12 protein-coding genes are annotated in these 14,196 nt (G+C 60.4%); 8 read left to right on the top strand and 4 right to left on the bottom strand.

The window, feature by feature from the left end; genetic code table 11:
- Nucleotides 1-104 precede the first annotated feature (104 nt).
- The 7 genes from IC762_RS09780 to IC762_RS09750 all read left to right on the top strand — a co-directional run bounded on the left by IC762_RS09780 (nt 105) and on the right by IC762_RS09750 (nt 7,800).
- Nucleotides 105-1,157 (top strand): Gfo/Idh/MocA family protein, encoded by a 1,053-nt coding sequence (locus IC762_RS09780; RefSeq protein ID WP_195790075.1) that lies wholly within the window; start codon nt 105-107, stop codon nt 1,155-1,157.
- Nucleotides 1,158-1,296: 139 nt separating this feature from the next.
- Entirely contained in the window at nt 1,297-2,298 is a 1,002-nt protein-coding gene (locus IC762_RS09775) for a glycosyltransferase family 2 protein (protein WP_195788590.1), read from the top strand.
- Nucleotides 2,295-3,764 (top strand): oligosaccharide flippase family protein, encoded by a 1,470-nt coding sequence (locus tag IC762_RS09770; RefSeq protein ID WP_195788589.1) that lies wholly within the window; start codon nt 2,295-2,297, stop codon nt 3,762-3,764. The genes IC762_RS09775 and IC762_RS09770 overlap by 4 nt, the downstream gene beginning before the upstream one ends.
- A gap of 25 nt (nt 3,765-3,789) precedes the next feature.
- Nucleotides 3,790-4,323, top strand: a complete 534-nt coding sequence (locus tag IC762_RS09765) for an acyltransferase (RefSeq protein ID WP_195788588.1) — start codon at nt 3,790-3,792, stop codon at nt 4,321-4,323.
- A gap of 128 nt (nt 4,324-4,451) precedes the next feature.
- Nucleotides 4,452-5,561: a DegT/DnrJ/EryC1/StrS family aminotransferase gene (locus tag IC762_RS09760; RefSeq protein WP_195788587.1), complete on the top strand. Its 1,110-nt coding sequence runs from the start codon at nt 4,452-4,454 to the stop codon at nt 5,559-5,561.
- Between the two features lie 59 nt (nt 5,562-5,620).
- Nucleotides 5,621-6,613 carry an NAD-dependent epimerase/dehydratase family protein gene (locus IC762_RS09755; RefSeq protein ID WP_195790074.1) on the top strand — a complete coding sequence of 331 codons (993 nt, stop codon included), beginning with the start codon at nt 5,621-5,623 and terminating at the stop codon, nt 6,611-6,613.
- Nucleotides 6,610-7,800: a DegT/DnrJ/EryC1/StrS family aminotransferase gene (locus IC762_RS09750; RefSeq protein ID WP_195788586.1), complete on the top strand. Its 1,191-nt coding sequence runs from the start codon at nt 6,610-6,612 to the stop codon at nt 7,798-7,800. The genes IC762_RS09755 and IC762_RS09750 overlap by 4 nt, the downstream gene beginning before the upstream one ends.
- 148 nt (nt 7,801-7,948) lie before the next feature.
- Here IC762_RS09750 and rfbA read toward each other — a convergent pair whose 3' ends face one another.
- The 4 genes from rfbA to rfbC are packed head-to-tail and all read right to left on the bottom strand — an operon-like array spanning nt 7,949 to nt 11,358.
- The gene (rfbA, locus tag IC762_RS09745; protein ID WP_195788585.1) at nt 7,949-8,818 is read right to left on the bottom strand and encodes a glucose-1-phosphate thymidylyltransferase RfbA; all 870 of its coding nucleotides are present in this window, start codon (nt 8,816-8,818) and stop codon (nt 7,949-7,951) included.
- Nucleotides 8,815-9,717, bottom strand: coding sequence for a dTDP-4-dehydrorhamnose reductase (gene rfbD, locus IC762_RS09740; protein ID WP_195788584.1), 903 nt, complete (start codon nt 9,715-9,717; stop codon nt 8,815-8,817). The genes rfbA and rfbD overlap by 4 nt, the downstream gene beginning before the upstream one ends.
- Before the next feature lie 9 nt (nt 9,718-9,726).
- Entirely contained in the window at nt 9,727-10,782 is a 1,056-nt protein-coding gene (gene rfbB / locus IC762_RS09735) for a dTDP-glucose 4,6-dehydratase (protein WP_195788583.1), read from the bottom strand.
- 15 nt (nt 10,783-10,797) lie between these two features.
- Complete coding sequence (gene rfbC / locus IC762_RS09730; RefSeq protein ID WP_195788582.1) at nt 10,798-11,358, bottom strand: dTDP-4-dehydrorhamnose 3,5-epimerase; 561 nt, start codon at nt 11,356-11,358, stop codon at nt 10,798-10,800.
- Nucleotides 11,359-11,619: 261 nt separating this feature from the next.
- Here rfbC and IC762_RS09725 point away from each other — a divergent pair, with 261 nt between their 5' ends.
- Entirely contained in the window at nt 11,620-13,968 is a 2,349-nt protein-coding gene (locus IC762_RS09725) for a polysaccharide biosynthesis tyrosine autokinase (protein ID WP_195788581.1), read from the top strand.
- Nucleotides 13,969-14,196 lie beyond the last annotated feature (228 nt).

Genomic DNA, 14,196 nt, shown 5'->3' with positions numbered 1-14,196 from the left:
CAACCTAATTATCTAAATTAAATGTTGCTTGATTTAATAATTAAATATATCGTCCAAATATAAGCAGAATTGTCTGCACGTTAATATTGAAACAGGCGCAGGGTATGTTGAGCGAAAATTTGAATATCGCAGTGGTTGGATATGGCTATTGGGGCCCCAACCTCGTCAGGAACTTCTCCAATCTCGAGGGCTGCCGGGTCGGCCAGGTTTGCGACCTCTCCCCTGCCAATCTTGCAGCCTGCGCCCGGGCGTACCCGACGACGGCGGTGACCTCGAACTTTCACGACGTCATCGAGGACCGAAGCGTGAGCGCCGTTGCAATTGCAACGCCGGCGCATAGCCATTTTGAACTTGCAATGGCCGCGCTGCGGGCGGGCAAGCATGTCCTGGTCGAAAAACCGCTTGCGCAGACGTCGGACCAGGTTCGCCGGCTGATCGACGAGGCGGCGTTGCGCAAGCTCACGATCATGGTCGACCACACCTTCGTCTATACGCCGGCGGTTCAGAAAATCCGCCAGCTCGTCACGGAAGGCGCGCTGGGCGACATCTTCTACTATAACAGCACGCGTGCGAGCCTCGGATTGTTCCAGAAAGACGTCAACGTCATCTGGGATCTCGCGGTCCACGACATCTCGATCATCCAGTATATCCTGGACGAAATGCCGGTCGCGGTTTCGGCGACAGCGGCCACCCATGTGCCGGGAACACCGGAAAACATGGCGCATCTGACGCTGTTTTTCGCCGGCAGCCGCGTGGCCCATATCAGCGTCAGCTGGCTATCGCCGATCAAGGTCCGCCAGACATTTATCGGCGGCAGCCGCAAGATGATCGTCTACGACGACATGGAGCCGACCGAGAAGGTCAAGGTCTACGACAAGGGCATCGTGGTCGATGTGTCCGGCGAGAAAGCCCATCAGCTCCGTGTCGGATATCGAGCCGGGGATATGTGGGCACCGCACCTGCCGGCAAGCGAGGCCCTCAGTGCAGAAGCCCGGCACTTCTGCGATTGCATCGTGAACGGCACCGAGCCGAGGACCAGCGGATTGACGGGGTTGAAGGCCGTGCAAGTTCTCGAGGCGGCCTCCCGCTCGATCGCAACCCAGGGCAAGCCAATCTACCTGGACGGACACCCACCGCTCCAGAAGCTCGCCGGCTAGCTCGGGCGGGCTCTTGCGCGAACGCCCGCTCCCAACGCTCGGCGACGCCGAGATTGTCTGATGCCGATGACGACGGCGGTAGGTCGATGATGTCCTGGTTCGTTGCATATCAGCCCTCAACAGCGCGAGAGACAGACTAGTGGCCACCGTCGACGTCGTCATACCGTGCTACAATTATGGCCGATACCTCGAGAGTTGCGTCAACAGCGTCTTGTCGCAATCGATCGCCGACGTCCGCATTCTGATCATCGACGACGCCTCGACCGATAATTCGCAGGCTGTTGCCGAATCCATTGCGGCATGCGACCGGCGCGTGTCCCTCCTGGCCCATCCACAGAACATGGGACACATCAAGACCTACAACGAGGGCATCGCCTGGCTGGAATCCGACTACTTCTTGTTGCTGTCCGCCGACGACCTCCTGGTACCGGGAACGCTCGAACGCGCGATCCGCATCATGGATGACAATCCGGATGTGGTCATGACTTACGGTGACGGGATCGAGTGGAACGATGCGTTCCCGCTTCCGGCCATCCTCCCCAGCGAGGGCAACTGGGTTCGTCAGGACCTCCTGCGAGACATGTGCGGCTGCGGCGCCAATCTGGTCGTGACGGCTACGGCTGTCGTGCGAACGTCGGCCCAGCTTGCCGTCGGTGACTATGACATCGCGTTGCCGCACAGCGCAGATATGGCGCTGTGGCTGAAGTTTGCGGCTCACGGCGCTATCGCGAAAATTCACGCCGCGCAGGCAATCTACCGACGTCATGCGTCGAACATGTCGGAAGCGTACTACGCCAGAAAGCTTCTCGATTATCAGCAGCGCAAGGCCGCATTCGACAGTTTCTTCCTGACCACCGACGGCTTATCCTCCGATTCCGATGCCTTGCGCGTCAAGGCCGATCAGAAGCTGGCACGGCTGGCGTATTGGTCGGGTGTGGGTCAATTGCTGCGCGGACACACCGTCAACGCGACGGCGCTGTTGCGGTTCGCGACCAACCTCGACACCACGCTCTACTATCTCCCGCCCCTCGGGCAATTGTTGCGGACCCCTCGGCTCGGGAGGGTCATGAGCGCGATCGCGAGCGACGCGACGTCGCGCCTGTTCGAGAGCAAGCGGCCACTGGGGCTCGATCGCAAGTGAAGAGCGTGTATCGTTCAATCCTGCTTTCGGCGATCGACCGCTACGGCAGCCTGTTGTTCTTCGTCGTCTCGACGGCAATACTCGCACGCCTCCTCACGCCCGCCGAGTTCGGTATCTATGCCGTGGCGAACGCGCTGACCACAATCGTGTCGACGTCGTTCCAGGAGTTCGGCGGCTCCAATTATCTTCTACAGAAGCCGTCGCTATCGGAACAGAGTATCCGGACGGCCTTCACGGTCATCTTCGGAATATCTGCCGTCTTTACCGCAACGATCTTTCTGCTCCGCGGTGAGGTCGCCAGTTTCTTCTCTCAGGACGGACTGCAAACCGCACTCGCCGTCTCCTGTTTCAACTTCCTGCTCTCACCGTTTTCGCTCACGATAGCAGCGCTCCTGCGGCGGGATCTCTCGTTCGGCGCGTTGACCCGAAGCAACCTGGTCGGCAGCTTCACGACCGCGGCCACGTCGATCGGGCTCGCTGCCCGCGGTTACAGCTTTATGGCGCCGGTCATCGGCATCATCGCGGGCAACATCGCAACGACCACCTCGCTGCTGCTGACCCGCGGTGACATGCGGATTTTTCGTCCCTCGCTGTCGGGATTTCGAGACGTGCTGCATTTTGGTGCGTATTCCAGTGCTGGGGCGCTGATCAACGTCGTCTACAATCTATCGCCCTCGCTCATTCTGGCGCGCGTGCTGGATTTCACCTCGGTCGGCATTTACAGCCGCGCCGTGAGCATGACGCAGGTCTTTGACCGCCTGATCCTCCAGGTCACGACTCCGGTGGTGGGGCCCGCAATTTTTGCGCACGCCCGCGCCGGCGGCGATTTAAGGCGTCCTTTCCTCCGCACGATCGAATTGATCACAGCCCTGCAGTGGCCGTTTCTTGCATTCCTGGCCTTGCTTGCCGGCCCTATCATTCTGGTCTGGCTGGGTCCATCCTGGACTGATGTCGCTCCGCTGATCCGGCTGCTCTGCATCGCTTCGATGGCCCTTTTTTCGGCCACGCTGATCTACCCGACGCTGGTTGCCGTTGGGCGCATCAAGGACGGCCTTCTGGCGTCGGTCATCTCGCTTCCCCCCTCCCTCCTCGTTGTATTCATTGCCTCCTTTCATGGTGTGAACGCCGTTGCGGCGTCGACCCTGCTGACGTTTCCGTTTCAAGCCGCCGTCGCCAACTATCTCGTGGCACGTCAAATCGGGCTGAAGCCGTGGGATTTCGCCAGAGCGCTCTGGAAAAGCGCCGCAGTTACGATCTGCAGCACGGTCGCGGCAGCCGGCGGCATGGCATTGGCCGAGGCCGGCCACTGTACCGCACCGGTTGTCGTCGGGATCTCAGCAGCGCTCTGCGCCGTGGCCTGGATCGCGAGCCTCCTGGTGAGCCGACACCCTCTTCTCGAGCACACCAAGTCCCTGACCAACGCCCTGCGGCCCGCATCCCGGGCCGCCCACAATCCGTTGACCTAAACTTCAATCATTGCAGGAGCAGTTTATGCCGATCAAGAACGACGTCGAACTCGGTCCGGACGTCAAGATCTTCCAGCCCGATCTCGTCAACCTCTACGGCTGCTCGATCGGCGCGCAAACGCGGATAGGCGCCTTCGTCGAGATTCAGGCCGGAGCGGCCATCGGATCGCGCTGCAAGATATCCTCGCACAGCTTCATCTGCGAGGGTGTCACGATCGAAGACGAAGTGTTCCTCGGTCACGGCGTGATGTTCACCAACGACAAGTTTCCGCGCGCGACCACCGAAGCCGGCGAACTGCAAACATCCGACGACTGGAAGGTCGAGTTGACCCGGGTCGGCCGAAGGGCATCGATCGGATCCAACGCCACCATCCTCTGCGGCATCACGATCGGCGAAGGCGCCACGATCGGTGCCGGCTCGGTCGTCACGAAAGACGTGGCTCCCCACACCGTCGTCGCCGGAGTGCCGGCCCGCGTGGTGGCGAAATGCGCCGGGGATGTCTCGGCATCCGACTTCCGCGGGAAGGCCCATGACCGACGGCAGTTTTCCCGGCGTTAGCACCCGGAGGCCGCTCAATATTAATAATTTAAATCCATTGCGATTTAAATATTGCGTCGCTAGAATTAAATAACTTATGCAGCCGCCGGACACCATTGCTGCGGCCGGATAATTTGAAAGGAACTGATTTGATCCCCTTTATCGATTTGAAGGCCCAGCACGCGCAGATCAAGTCCGAGGTTGGTGCTGCGGTGGCCCGGGTCATCGAGAGCACACAATTCGTTCTCGGGCCGGAAGTTTCGGCTTTCGAAACGCGGTTCGCCGCGTATGCCCAGTCCAAACACTGTCTTGCCGTCAACAGCGGGACGTCCGCGCTGCATTTGGCGCTGCTGGCGGCGGGCATCGGCGCGGGCGACGAGGTCATCACCGTATCGATGACGTTCGTCGCAACGACGGCCGCCATCCTCTACTCAGGCGCCAGGCCGGTATTCGTCGACGTCGACGCCAAGCGCTGGACAATGGATCCCGGCCTCATCGAGGCAGCGATCACGCCGCGCACGAAAGCTATCGTGCCGGTACACCTGCATGGGCGCATGGCCGACATGGATCCGATCATGGAGATCGCCCGCCGGCACGGCCTAGTGGTGATCGAGGATGCCGCACAGGCGCACGGGGCCGAGTATAAGGGGCGCCGCGCAGGGTCGATCGGAGATCTCGGGTGCTTCAGCTTCTACCCCGGCAAGAATCTCGGCGCCTACGGCGAAGGCGGTGCCGTCGTTTGCAGCAACGATCACCTTGCCGAACGCATCGCCATGCTGCGGGATTGGGGACAGCAATCGAAGTACAATCACGTGCTTCCCGGCTACAATTATCGCATGGACGGAATCCAGGCGGCCGTGCTGAACGTCAAGATGAAGTACATCGAGGACTGGACCGAGGCACGCCGAGCCAATGCCGTGCTCTACGATGAACTCCTGTCGAACGCCGGCTATCAGCGCCCCGCCCCGTCCCCGGACGGCCGGCACGTCTTCCACGTCTACGCGGTCGCACTGGAGCGCCGCGAGGAGGTCCAGAAGACCCTGACGGCGGCCGGAATTGGCACCGGAATCCACTACCCCATCCCGGTCCATCTCCAGAAGGCCTATGCCGGACTTGGCGATCGGCCCGCGCCCCTCCCGGTAACGGAGCTGCTGGCGAAGCGCCTGCTCTCTCTTCCGATGTACGCCGAGTTGCAGCCGGCGCAGGTGAAGGAAGTCGTCGACGCCCTGGAGATGGCGAACGCGCTCGAGACGGCCTGATCGTCGTCCAACTCATTTGACAGTTTTCAACCCAAAGCCCGGAGGTCGCAGTGACCGAGTTGAAGGGAAAGCGAATTCTTGTAACCGGCGGTGCCGGCTTTATCGGCTCTCACATCATCGACCTGCTATGCCAGGAGGATTGCGCAGAGATCGTTGCGTTGGACAATCTGGTGCGTGGCAGGCCCGAAAACCTGCGCCACGCACTGTCGTCCCATCCCGTTCGCCTGGTCACCGGCGACATTCGCGACCAGAAGCTCGTTACGTCGCTCGTGCGTGAAGCGGACATCGTGTTTCATCAGGCGGCGCTGCGGATCACGCACTGCGCCGCCGAACCGCGACTAGCCATGGAGGTCATGGTGCAATCGACCTTCGACCTCCTCGAGGCCTGTGTCAAATACGACGTCGAAAAGGTCATCGCGGCCTCGTCCGCATCGGTGTACGGGATGGCCGATACGTTCCCGACGACGGAACATCAGAATCCCTATGATAACCGCACGCTCTACGGCGCAGCCAAGGCTTTCAACGAGGGCCTGTTCCGCACGTTCAATGACATGCACGGTCTCGACTATGTCGCGTTCAGATATTTCAACGTCTATGGCGACCGCATGGACCTCCACGGAAAGTATACCGAAGTCCTGATCCGGTGGATGGAGCGCCTCGAAGCCGGCCAGCCGCCGATCATTTTCGGCGATGGAAAGCAGACGATGGACTTCGTCCATGTGCGGGACGTCGCGAGGGCCAACATTCTCGGCGCCAAGGCCGACGTCACTGACGAGGTCTTCAACGTCGCAAGCGGCATCGAGACGAGCCTGGCCGAACTCGCCGCCCTGACTGCCGATGCGATGGGACATGAACAGCTGACGCCGGAATTCGCTCCCGAACGAGCCGTCAATCCGGTTCCGCGTCGATTGGCTTCGACGGAGAAGGCCGAGCGTCTGCTGGCATTCCAGACGACCATCTCCCTGCAGGACGGCCTGCGCGATCTGGTTGAATGGTGGCGCCGGGAATTGCGCGTCCTCTCGCAGCCATCAGCCGCATCGGTGGCGTCATGATCCCGATCGCCCTGCCGGTGCTCGAGGCGGCCGACGCGGATGCCGCGCGTGAGGCGGTGCTCTCCGGATGGGTCTCGCAAGGTCCGCAAGTCGCCGCCTTCGAGCGCGAGTTCGCGTCGTTCGTCGGAGCGGCGCATGGGTGCGCCGTTTCGAATTGCACGACGGCCCTTCACCTCGCGCTGGTGGGCACCGGCATCGGCGCCGGCGATGAGGTCATCACGGCCAGCCATTCCTTCATCGCCACGGCGAATTGCATCCGCTATTGCGGCGCCACGCCCGTGTTCGCGGATATCGATCTGGCGACCTACAACCTCGATCCCGAGAGCGTGGCGGCCGCCATCACGCCGCGTACCCGCGCAATTATCGTTGTCCATCAGATGGGAATGCCCTGCGATCTTTCGCGTCTCTGCGAACTGGCACGCCGGCACGATCTGATCCTGATCGAAGATGCCGCCTGCGCGGCAGGCAGCACCATCTCGATCGACGGCGGCTGGGAACCGATCGGACGGCCGCGCGGACACGTGAGCTGCTTCTCCTTTCATCCCCGCAAAGTCATCACGACCGGCGAAGGCGGCATGCTGACGACGAACGATCCGGAGCTCGATCGGAAGTTTCGCCTGCTTCGGCAACATGGCATGAGTATTCCCGATACCGTGCGGCATGGCTCGTCGAAGGTTCTGTTCGAGGAATACGTCACTGTTGGCTTCAATTATCGGATGACCGATATCCAGGCCGCGATCGGCCGCAAGCAATTGGAGAAGCTTCCGGCGTTGGTCGCCCGACGTCGCGCGATTGCCGCCCGCTATCATGCGATGCTGGCCGACGTCGCGGGCCTGGAGCTACCGGTCGAGCCCGACTGGGCAAGATCCAATTGGCAGAGCTACTGCGTCAGGCTGCCTGGGCATGTCGACCAGGCCTCGCTGATGCAGGCCCTGCTCGACCTCGGCATCTCGACCAGGCGCGGTATCATGTGCGCGCATCGCGAGGCTCCCTATCTCGAGGCGCACGTCCGGTCACTGCCGCAATCGGAGCACGCGCAGGATCACTGCATTCTGTTGCCCATCTATGCGCAAATGACCGAAGCCGACCAAAACACGGTTGTGACAGCCTTGAAACAGCTCACCCGCCCGCCGCGACGGCTGGACATGGCGGCCATGAGCGACGTCGAGCTTTCGAGCGTACGATGAGGATTGACGACTTTTGGTCTTAAGCGTCTCCGTTCCGGTAAACTCGGAACGGACGGTCTTGACGTTAAACTCGGAACGGACGGTCTTGACGTTTCCTGCACCCTAATCGGTGATCCGCTCGCGAGGCAGCTTCCGGCTGCCTCAGCACCTATAGCGAGCGGATCGCGTTGCCCACGTAATTGCCGTATCCGCTCTTCTCCATCGACTTGGCAAGCAGAGCGGCGCATTCGCGATTGATGAATCCCTGCCGGAAGGCGATTTCTTCCAGACAGGCGATCTTCATGCCCTGGCGCATTTCGACGGTCTGAACGAAATTCGCCGCGCTGATCAGCGACTCAAACGTTCCGGTGTCGAGCCAGGCGAAGCCGCGGCCCATCTTTTCGACATGCAAGGTGCCGGCCATGAGGTAGGCCAGCTGCAGATCGGTTATTTCGAGCTCGCCCCGAGCCGACGGCTTGACCTGAGAGGCAAGGCGTACGACTTCATTGTCGAAGAAGTACAGGCCTGTAACGGCCCAGTTCGACGCAGGGCGTGCGGGCTTCTCTTCGATGCTGACGGGGCGATCGTGCTCGTCGAACGACACCACTCCATAGCGCTCCGGGTCCCGCACATGATACGCAAAAACGGTCGCGCCATTCGGGCGCTCGACCGCTCTTGAGAGCAGCTCCGACAATCCATGGCCGAAGAAAATATTATCGCCGAGCACCAGGGCCACGCGATCGGGGCCGATGAAATCAGCGCCGATGATGAACGCCTCGGCCAGGCCGGCCGGCTTGGGCTGCACCGCGTAGCTGAGCCGGATGCCCCATTGCGCACCATTCCCCAGCAGGCGCTCGAACGCGCGTTGGTCCTCGGGCGTGGTGATGATCAGGATATCGCGGATCCCGGCGAGCATCAGCGTCGAGAGCGGGTAATAGATCATTGGCTTGTCGTAGATGGGCAGCAGCTGCTTGCTGACGCCCCGCGTGATCGGATGGAGCCGCGTTCCGCTTCCGCCGGCGAGCACAATCCCCTTCATGCGACCATTTCCTTCATTTCGTCGAGCCGGGCCATGCAGTCCTCAAGCGACCGGCGCCATGGTGGCAACCTCAGATTAAACACGCGCTCCGCCTTCGACGAATCCAGACATGAATTCATCGGGCGACGAGCTGGAGTCGGGTAGTTCGCCGTTGTCGTCGGGTTGAGTTTCGCGACCCGCCGTCCGGTCCGGGCGACGCTTGCAAAGATCGCGGAAGCGAACTCGTACCAAGTTGCCTCTCCCCCTCCTGCAAGGTGGTATATTCCAGCATTGTCGAAACCATTTTCCGACATCGACCGCATGGCGATCACGAGCATCGCCTCGGACAAATCCGCGGCCGATGTCGGTCTACCGCGCTGATCGTCGACGACGTTGACGACCGGCTGGGTCTGCGCGAGACGTACCATCGTGCGCACGAAGTTGGCGCCGTACGGACTGTAGACCCAGGATGTCCGGATAATCACGGCCCACGGACAGGCTCTGAGCACATCGATTTCGGAAGACAGCTTCGAGGCGCCATAGACGTTGATCGGCGCCGGCAGGTCATCTTCCAGATAGGCGTGAGGCTTGCTGCCGTCGAAGACGTAGTCTGTTGACGTGTGGATGAACGGTATGCCGCGACGTGCAGCCGCGACGGCAAGCCGCATTGCGCCGTCGCTGTTGACCTTGAAAGCGCGCTCTTGCTCCGCCTCGGCACGATCGACGGCCGTGTAAGCGGCGGCATTGATGATCGCCGATGGCTTCAGCCGATCAACCAGGCGCTCGACACTCCCGGCGGATTCGAAGTCGAGCTCGGGACGTCCCACCGTCACCAACGGCACCGTCCAGGCAGTTGCGGTATCCCGCAGGCATTGCGCCAACTGGCCGTTCCGACCAGCGACAAGGATTGAATTTGACATGGATTGACCTCACGCCTGCGTTTCAAGCAATCCGAGCCGAGCTCCGTCATAAACGTTCTCTCTGGTATCTCTCCACCAGGCGCGCGTTTGGAAATACCAGCGTACGGTGTCGGCAATCCCGGTCTCGAAGCTCCTTAGGGGCACCCATCCCAATTCCAACCGAGCCTTCGACGCGTCGATCGCATAGCGAAGATCATGTCCCGGCCGGTCCTTCACAAACTTGATCAGTGAACCGCTCCGGCGCCCCGGCAGTATCTCGTCGACGACGTCGCAGATCGCACACACGACCTCGATGTTGCTTCGCTCGCTACTGCCGCCGAAATTGTACTTCTCTCCAGGTCTTCCCTTGGTGAGAAGGCTGATCAACCCGTCCGCGTGGTCATCGACGTGGAGCCAGTCCCGGATGTTGGAACCGTCGCCATACACCGAGATCGGCAGCCCATCGATCGCATTGAGGATCGTCAACGGAATGAGCTTCTCGGGAAACTGGAACGGACCGTAATTGTTGGAGCAGTTCGACACGATGACCGGCAAATCGTAGGTCGTGTGCCATGCCAGCGCCAAATGGTCGGACGCAGCCTTGCTGGCGGAATACGGTGAACTCGGATCGTACGACGTCCGCTCGGTGAACAGACCAGTTGGTCCGAGAGAGCCATACACTTCGTCGGTCGAAACGTGGACGAAGCGGAATGCCCTGCGTCGCTGGATCGACAATTCGTCGAGATAGCTGCGTGTCGCCTCGAGCAGATTATAGGTCCCGACGATATTCGTATTGATGAAGTCCGCCGGTCCGGTAATCGAGCGATCGACGTGGCTCTCCGCTGCCAGGTGAATGGTCGCATCGGGCCGATATTTCGCATAGATCTCGTCGAGCGCCGCCCGGTCACAGATATCGACCTGCTCGAATGCATAGGCCGGATGATGGACAAGAGGCTCCAATGCGCGCCGATTGGCCGCATAGGTCAACTTGTCGATGTTGACGACCGGCACCCCGGCGTTCAGGACGAGGCGACGACACACCGCCGAGCCGATGAATCCGGCGCCACCCGTGACCAATACGCGCATGACTGATCGCCCCGACTATTCGAAGATCTGGCCGACTTCGGAAAGCCGTGGAAGGCGCTGATCCTTCTCCGACAGGACCGGCGTGTCCACGACGCTCGGCCACTCGATCCGCAGACTGGGATCGTCCCATTTGATCCCGCCTTCGTGCTTCGGCGAATAGACCTGGTCGACCTTGTAGAGCACGACGGTATCGGGCTCGAGAGTACAGAAGCCATGCGCAAAGCCGGCTGGGATGAATGCCTGCTCACCCCCGTCGGCGGTCAGCGTCACCGCGACGGACCGTCCAAAGCTCGGCGAAGACCACCGGAGATCGACGGCGACGTCCAGGATGCTCCCGCGAAGCACGCGCACCAGCTTGGCCTGGGCGTATGGAGGACGCTGGAAGTGCAGGCCGCGGACGGTGCCGGCCGATGTCGAACTGGACTGGTTGTCCTGGATGAAGTCGCAGTCGATGCCCATCGCTGCGAACTCGGACCGCTTGAATGTTTCGGAGAAATACCCTCGGCCGTCGCCAAATCGGGGAATGTTGATCAACTTCACGCTCGACAGAGCCAACGAACATACGTCGATTCCCATTACAGCCCTCGTAAATTTGGTCGGCTCGCCCTGGCGCCCTCGCGCGAATGCCGGAACGGCAACGCCTGCAAATGCGAGAAATCCTGAGCCTCTGCTCGACAGAAACAATTATCCGACTTAAATACCGATTATTCAAAATTAAATCATAGCTATTTAATTTGCGCAATCGATTTATTCCGTGCATAATAATCGGGATAATTAATTAACCCTTTTCACGGTCGAAGCCGACCGCTGGCTTTCTGCTCAATTGATGGACATCTGATGCTGCACAGCAATTTGCCGAATGATCGAACTCGGGCACTTCTCGATAGCGCGCGGTTACAGGGATCGGCCGACGGGGGCATCGCCCAGATTATCGAAGCCGCATTCGGCTTTGTGAAGCGGCGGTACAAGATCATCCTCCTGATGACCGTTCTCGCAACGACCGGCAGCCTGGCCTACCTGCGGATCACTCCCCCGACCTACACGGGCCAGGTCACCGTCCTGTTCGGCAATCCGAAGAGCCAGGCCCTGCAGCAGCAATCCGTGCTCGCGGAAATTCCGATCGACAATTCACAGATCGAAACGCAGATGCAGATGCTTCGATCCAAGGCCATCGCGACGACGGTGATTGACAAGCTTCAATTGTCCGACGATCCGGACTTCAAGGCGCCGGAGCGGCGGCTCGGTGCGCGACTGCGCGCCATTCGCGCATGGCTTGGCCTGCCGGCCCCTGAAGCTCCGACGGACCAGGAGGCGGAGCCGAAGGATCATCAGAACGACGAACCCGTGACCGCTTTCCTGGCACGGCTTTCGTCGTCGCGCCTCGGTTACAGCAATATGATCGAGATCAGCTTCAATGCCAGTAATCCGATAAAGGCGGCCGAAATCGCGAACGCGGTTGCCAAAGCCTACATTGCCGATCAGATCGGCGCCAAATACGAAGCAAATCGCGTGGCGACAAACTGGCTGCGGGAACGGCTCAACGAACTCGGCCAGCAGGCGCTTTCGGCCGAACGCGCCGTCGACGAGTACAAATCCAAGAACAATATCGTCGCGGCCAGCGGCAAGTTGATGGACGACCAGCAGGTCAGCGAGATCAACAGCCGCCTCGTCGCAGCCCGAGCCCAGACCGCCGAAACTCTTGCGCGATACAGGCAGTTGCAGTCGATTGTCGATGAAAATTCCGCGAGTTCGATGGCGATCGGGAATCTCGATGCGACGGGATCGGACGCGTTGAGCAATCCCATCATCAACAGCCTTCGCAGCCAATATCTGGAGAATGCACGTCGCGAGGCCGACTGGTCGGTACGTTTCGGCAAGGACCATATGGCGGTGATCGAGCTGCGCACGAAGATGAAGGGGCTGCGAGCCTCGATCCTCGATGAAGCGCGTCGACTCGCAGAAACCAGCCGATCGGAATTGGGCGTCGCCAAACAGCGTCAGGAAGCCATCGAGAAACAGCTGGCTACCGCCATCTCACAGTCGCGCTCGACGAATTCCGCCGAGGTCACCATGAGGGAACTGGAGACCAACGCCAAGGAGTACCGCAATCTCCATGAGGTGTTCCTGCAGCGCTACATGGGATCGGTTCAGCAGGAATCGTTCCCGATCGCAGAAGCTCGAATTGTCTCACCGGCCTCACCCCCGCACTCCAAGAGCAAACCCAAGTCGCTGCTGATTCTGGCGATGGGATTGTTCGGGGGGATCGCGTTTGGGACGGCTCTCGGGGTATTCCGGGACCTGATGGACCGGGCCTTCCGCACCACGGCACAGATCGAAGCGGCGCTGAAATTGCCGTGCCTTTCGCTGGTCCCGCTGCTACGGACGCCGAAATGGAATGCTCCCGCGATCCGTCAGACCGCGGTGAAAACAACGGCATTATTCGATCAGCGAACGATCGCGAGAAACTCCGGAATCTACTGGGCCGCCAGCGCAGCACCCTTGTCACGTTTTGCAGAGTCGATCCGTGCGATAAGGCTTGCAATCGACCACAATCCCACCAAGACCTCCAACAAGGTCATCGGCATCACCTCGGCGCTCCCGAACGAAGGCAAATCCACGATCGCGGCCTCCCTGGCTCAACTAATCGCCTACGGCGGCAAGCGCGTCATTGTCGTCGACTGCGACCTGCGGAACCCGTCCTTGTCGGCCAACCTGACCCCGAATGCAGGTCTCGGCATCGTCGATATCCTGTCGGGATCGAAGACGCTCGAAGACGCGGTCTGGATCGATCCAAAGACGAAAATGGCTGTCCTGCCGGCCGCCAGCAATCTCCCCATTCACCAGTCGAGCGAGCTTCTCATGGCGGACCGGACCAGGACGCTATTCGATCAGCTCCGGGCCACCTACGACTATGTCATCGTAGATCTTCCACCGCTCGCCCCCATCATCGATGCTCGAGCGACAACTCAACTCGTCGACACGTTTGTCCTCGTCGTTGAGTGGGGCCGAACGAATATCAGCGTCATTCAGCAGGCTTTGCGGGATTCGCCGAACGTACATGAGACCCTGCTCGGCACGATCCTGAACAAGACCGACATGAACGCGATGAAGCGGTACCAAAGCTACCACAGCGACTACTACTGCAATGAGAACTACACGCGTTACGGTCACGCAGCCGGAGAATAAGCCGCTTCGATTTCTGCCACCGAGATTCCGAGCAACGTCCTTCGTCTATGTACGCCGGGGGCGGTCGACGTTGCGTGGAGCCAGCGGCGGGCCTGGGCCGGCCTGTCTGGCCGCGAGAGCGGCCGTGCCCTACTCGCCTGACGCGAGACCCGCGCTCCATGGCGATTTAAATGTTGATTTAATATTTAAATTGATTAATACTTGGTTAATGCAATTTAATTCGATTAA

The sequence above is a fragment of the Bradyrhizobium genosp. L genome, assembly GCF_015624485.1.
Classification (GTDB): Bacteria; Pseudomonadota; Alphaproteobacteria; order Rhizobiales; family Xanthobacteraceae; genus Bradyrhizobium.
The sequence above is the reverse complement of the archived record's forward strand: the minus strand, read 5'-3'. Positions and strand labels throughout refer to the sequence as shown.

What these genes read in the sequence shown, in the direction of transcription:
- IC762_RS09780 (WP_195790075.1), top strand. Translation starts at nt 105, where the DNA reads ATGTTGAGCGAAAATTTGAATATCGCAGTGGTTGGATATGGCTATTGG.
- IC762_RS09765 (WP_195788588.1), top strand. Translation starts at nt 3,790, where the DNA reads ATGCCGATCAAGAACGACGTCGAACTCGGTCCGGACGTCAAGATCTTC.
- IC762_RS09750 (WP_195788586.1), top strand. Translation starts at nt 6,610, where the DNA reads ATGATCCCGATCGCCCTGCCGGTGCTCGAGGCGGCCGACGCGGATGCC.
- rfbA (WP_195788585.1), bottom strand. Translation starts at nt 8,818, where the DNA reads ATGAAGGGGATTGTGCTCGCCGGCGGAAGCGGAACGCGGCTCCATCCG.
- rfbD (WP_195788584.1), bottom strand. Translation starts at nt 9,717, where the DNA reads ATGTCAAATTCAATCCTTGTCGCTGGTCGGAACGGCCAGTTGGCGCAA.
- rfbB (WP_195788583.1), bottom strand. Translation starts at nt 10,782, where the DNA reads ATGCGCGTATTGGTCACGGGTGGCGCCGGATTCATCGGCTCGGCGGTG.
- rfbC (WP_195788582.1), bottom strand. Translation starts at nt 11,358, where the DNA reads ATGGGAATCGACGTATGTTCGTTGGCTCTGTCGAGCGTGAAGTTGATC.
- IC762_RS09725 (WP_195788581.1), top strand. Translation starts at nt 11,620, where the DNA reads ATGCTGCACAGCAATTTGCCGAATGATCGAACTCGGGCACTTCTCGAT.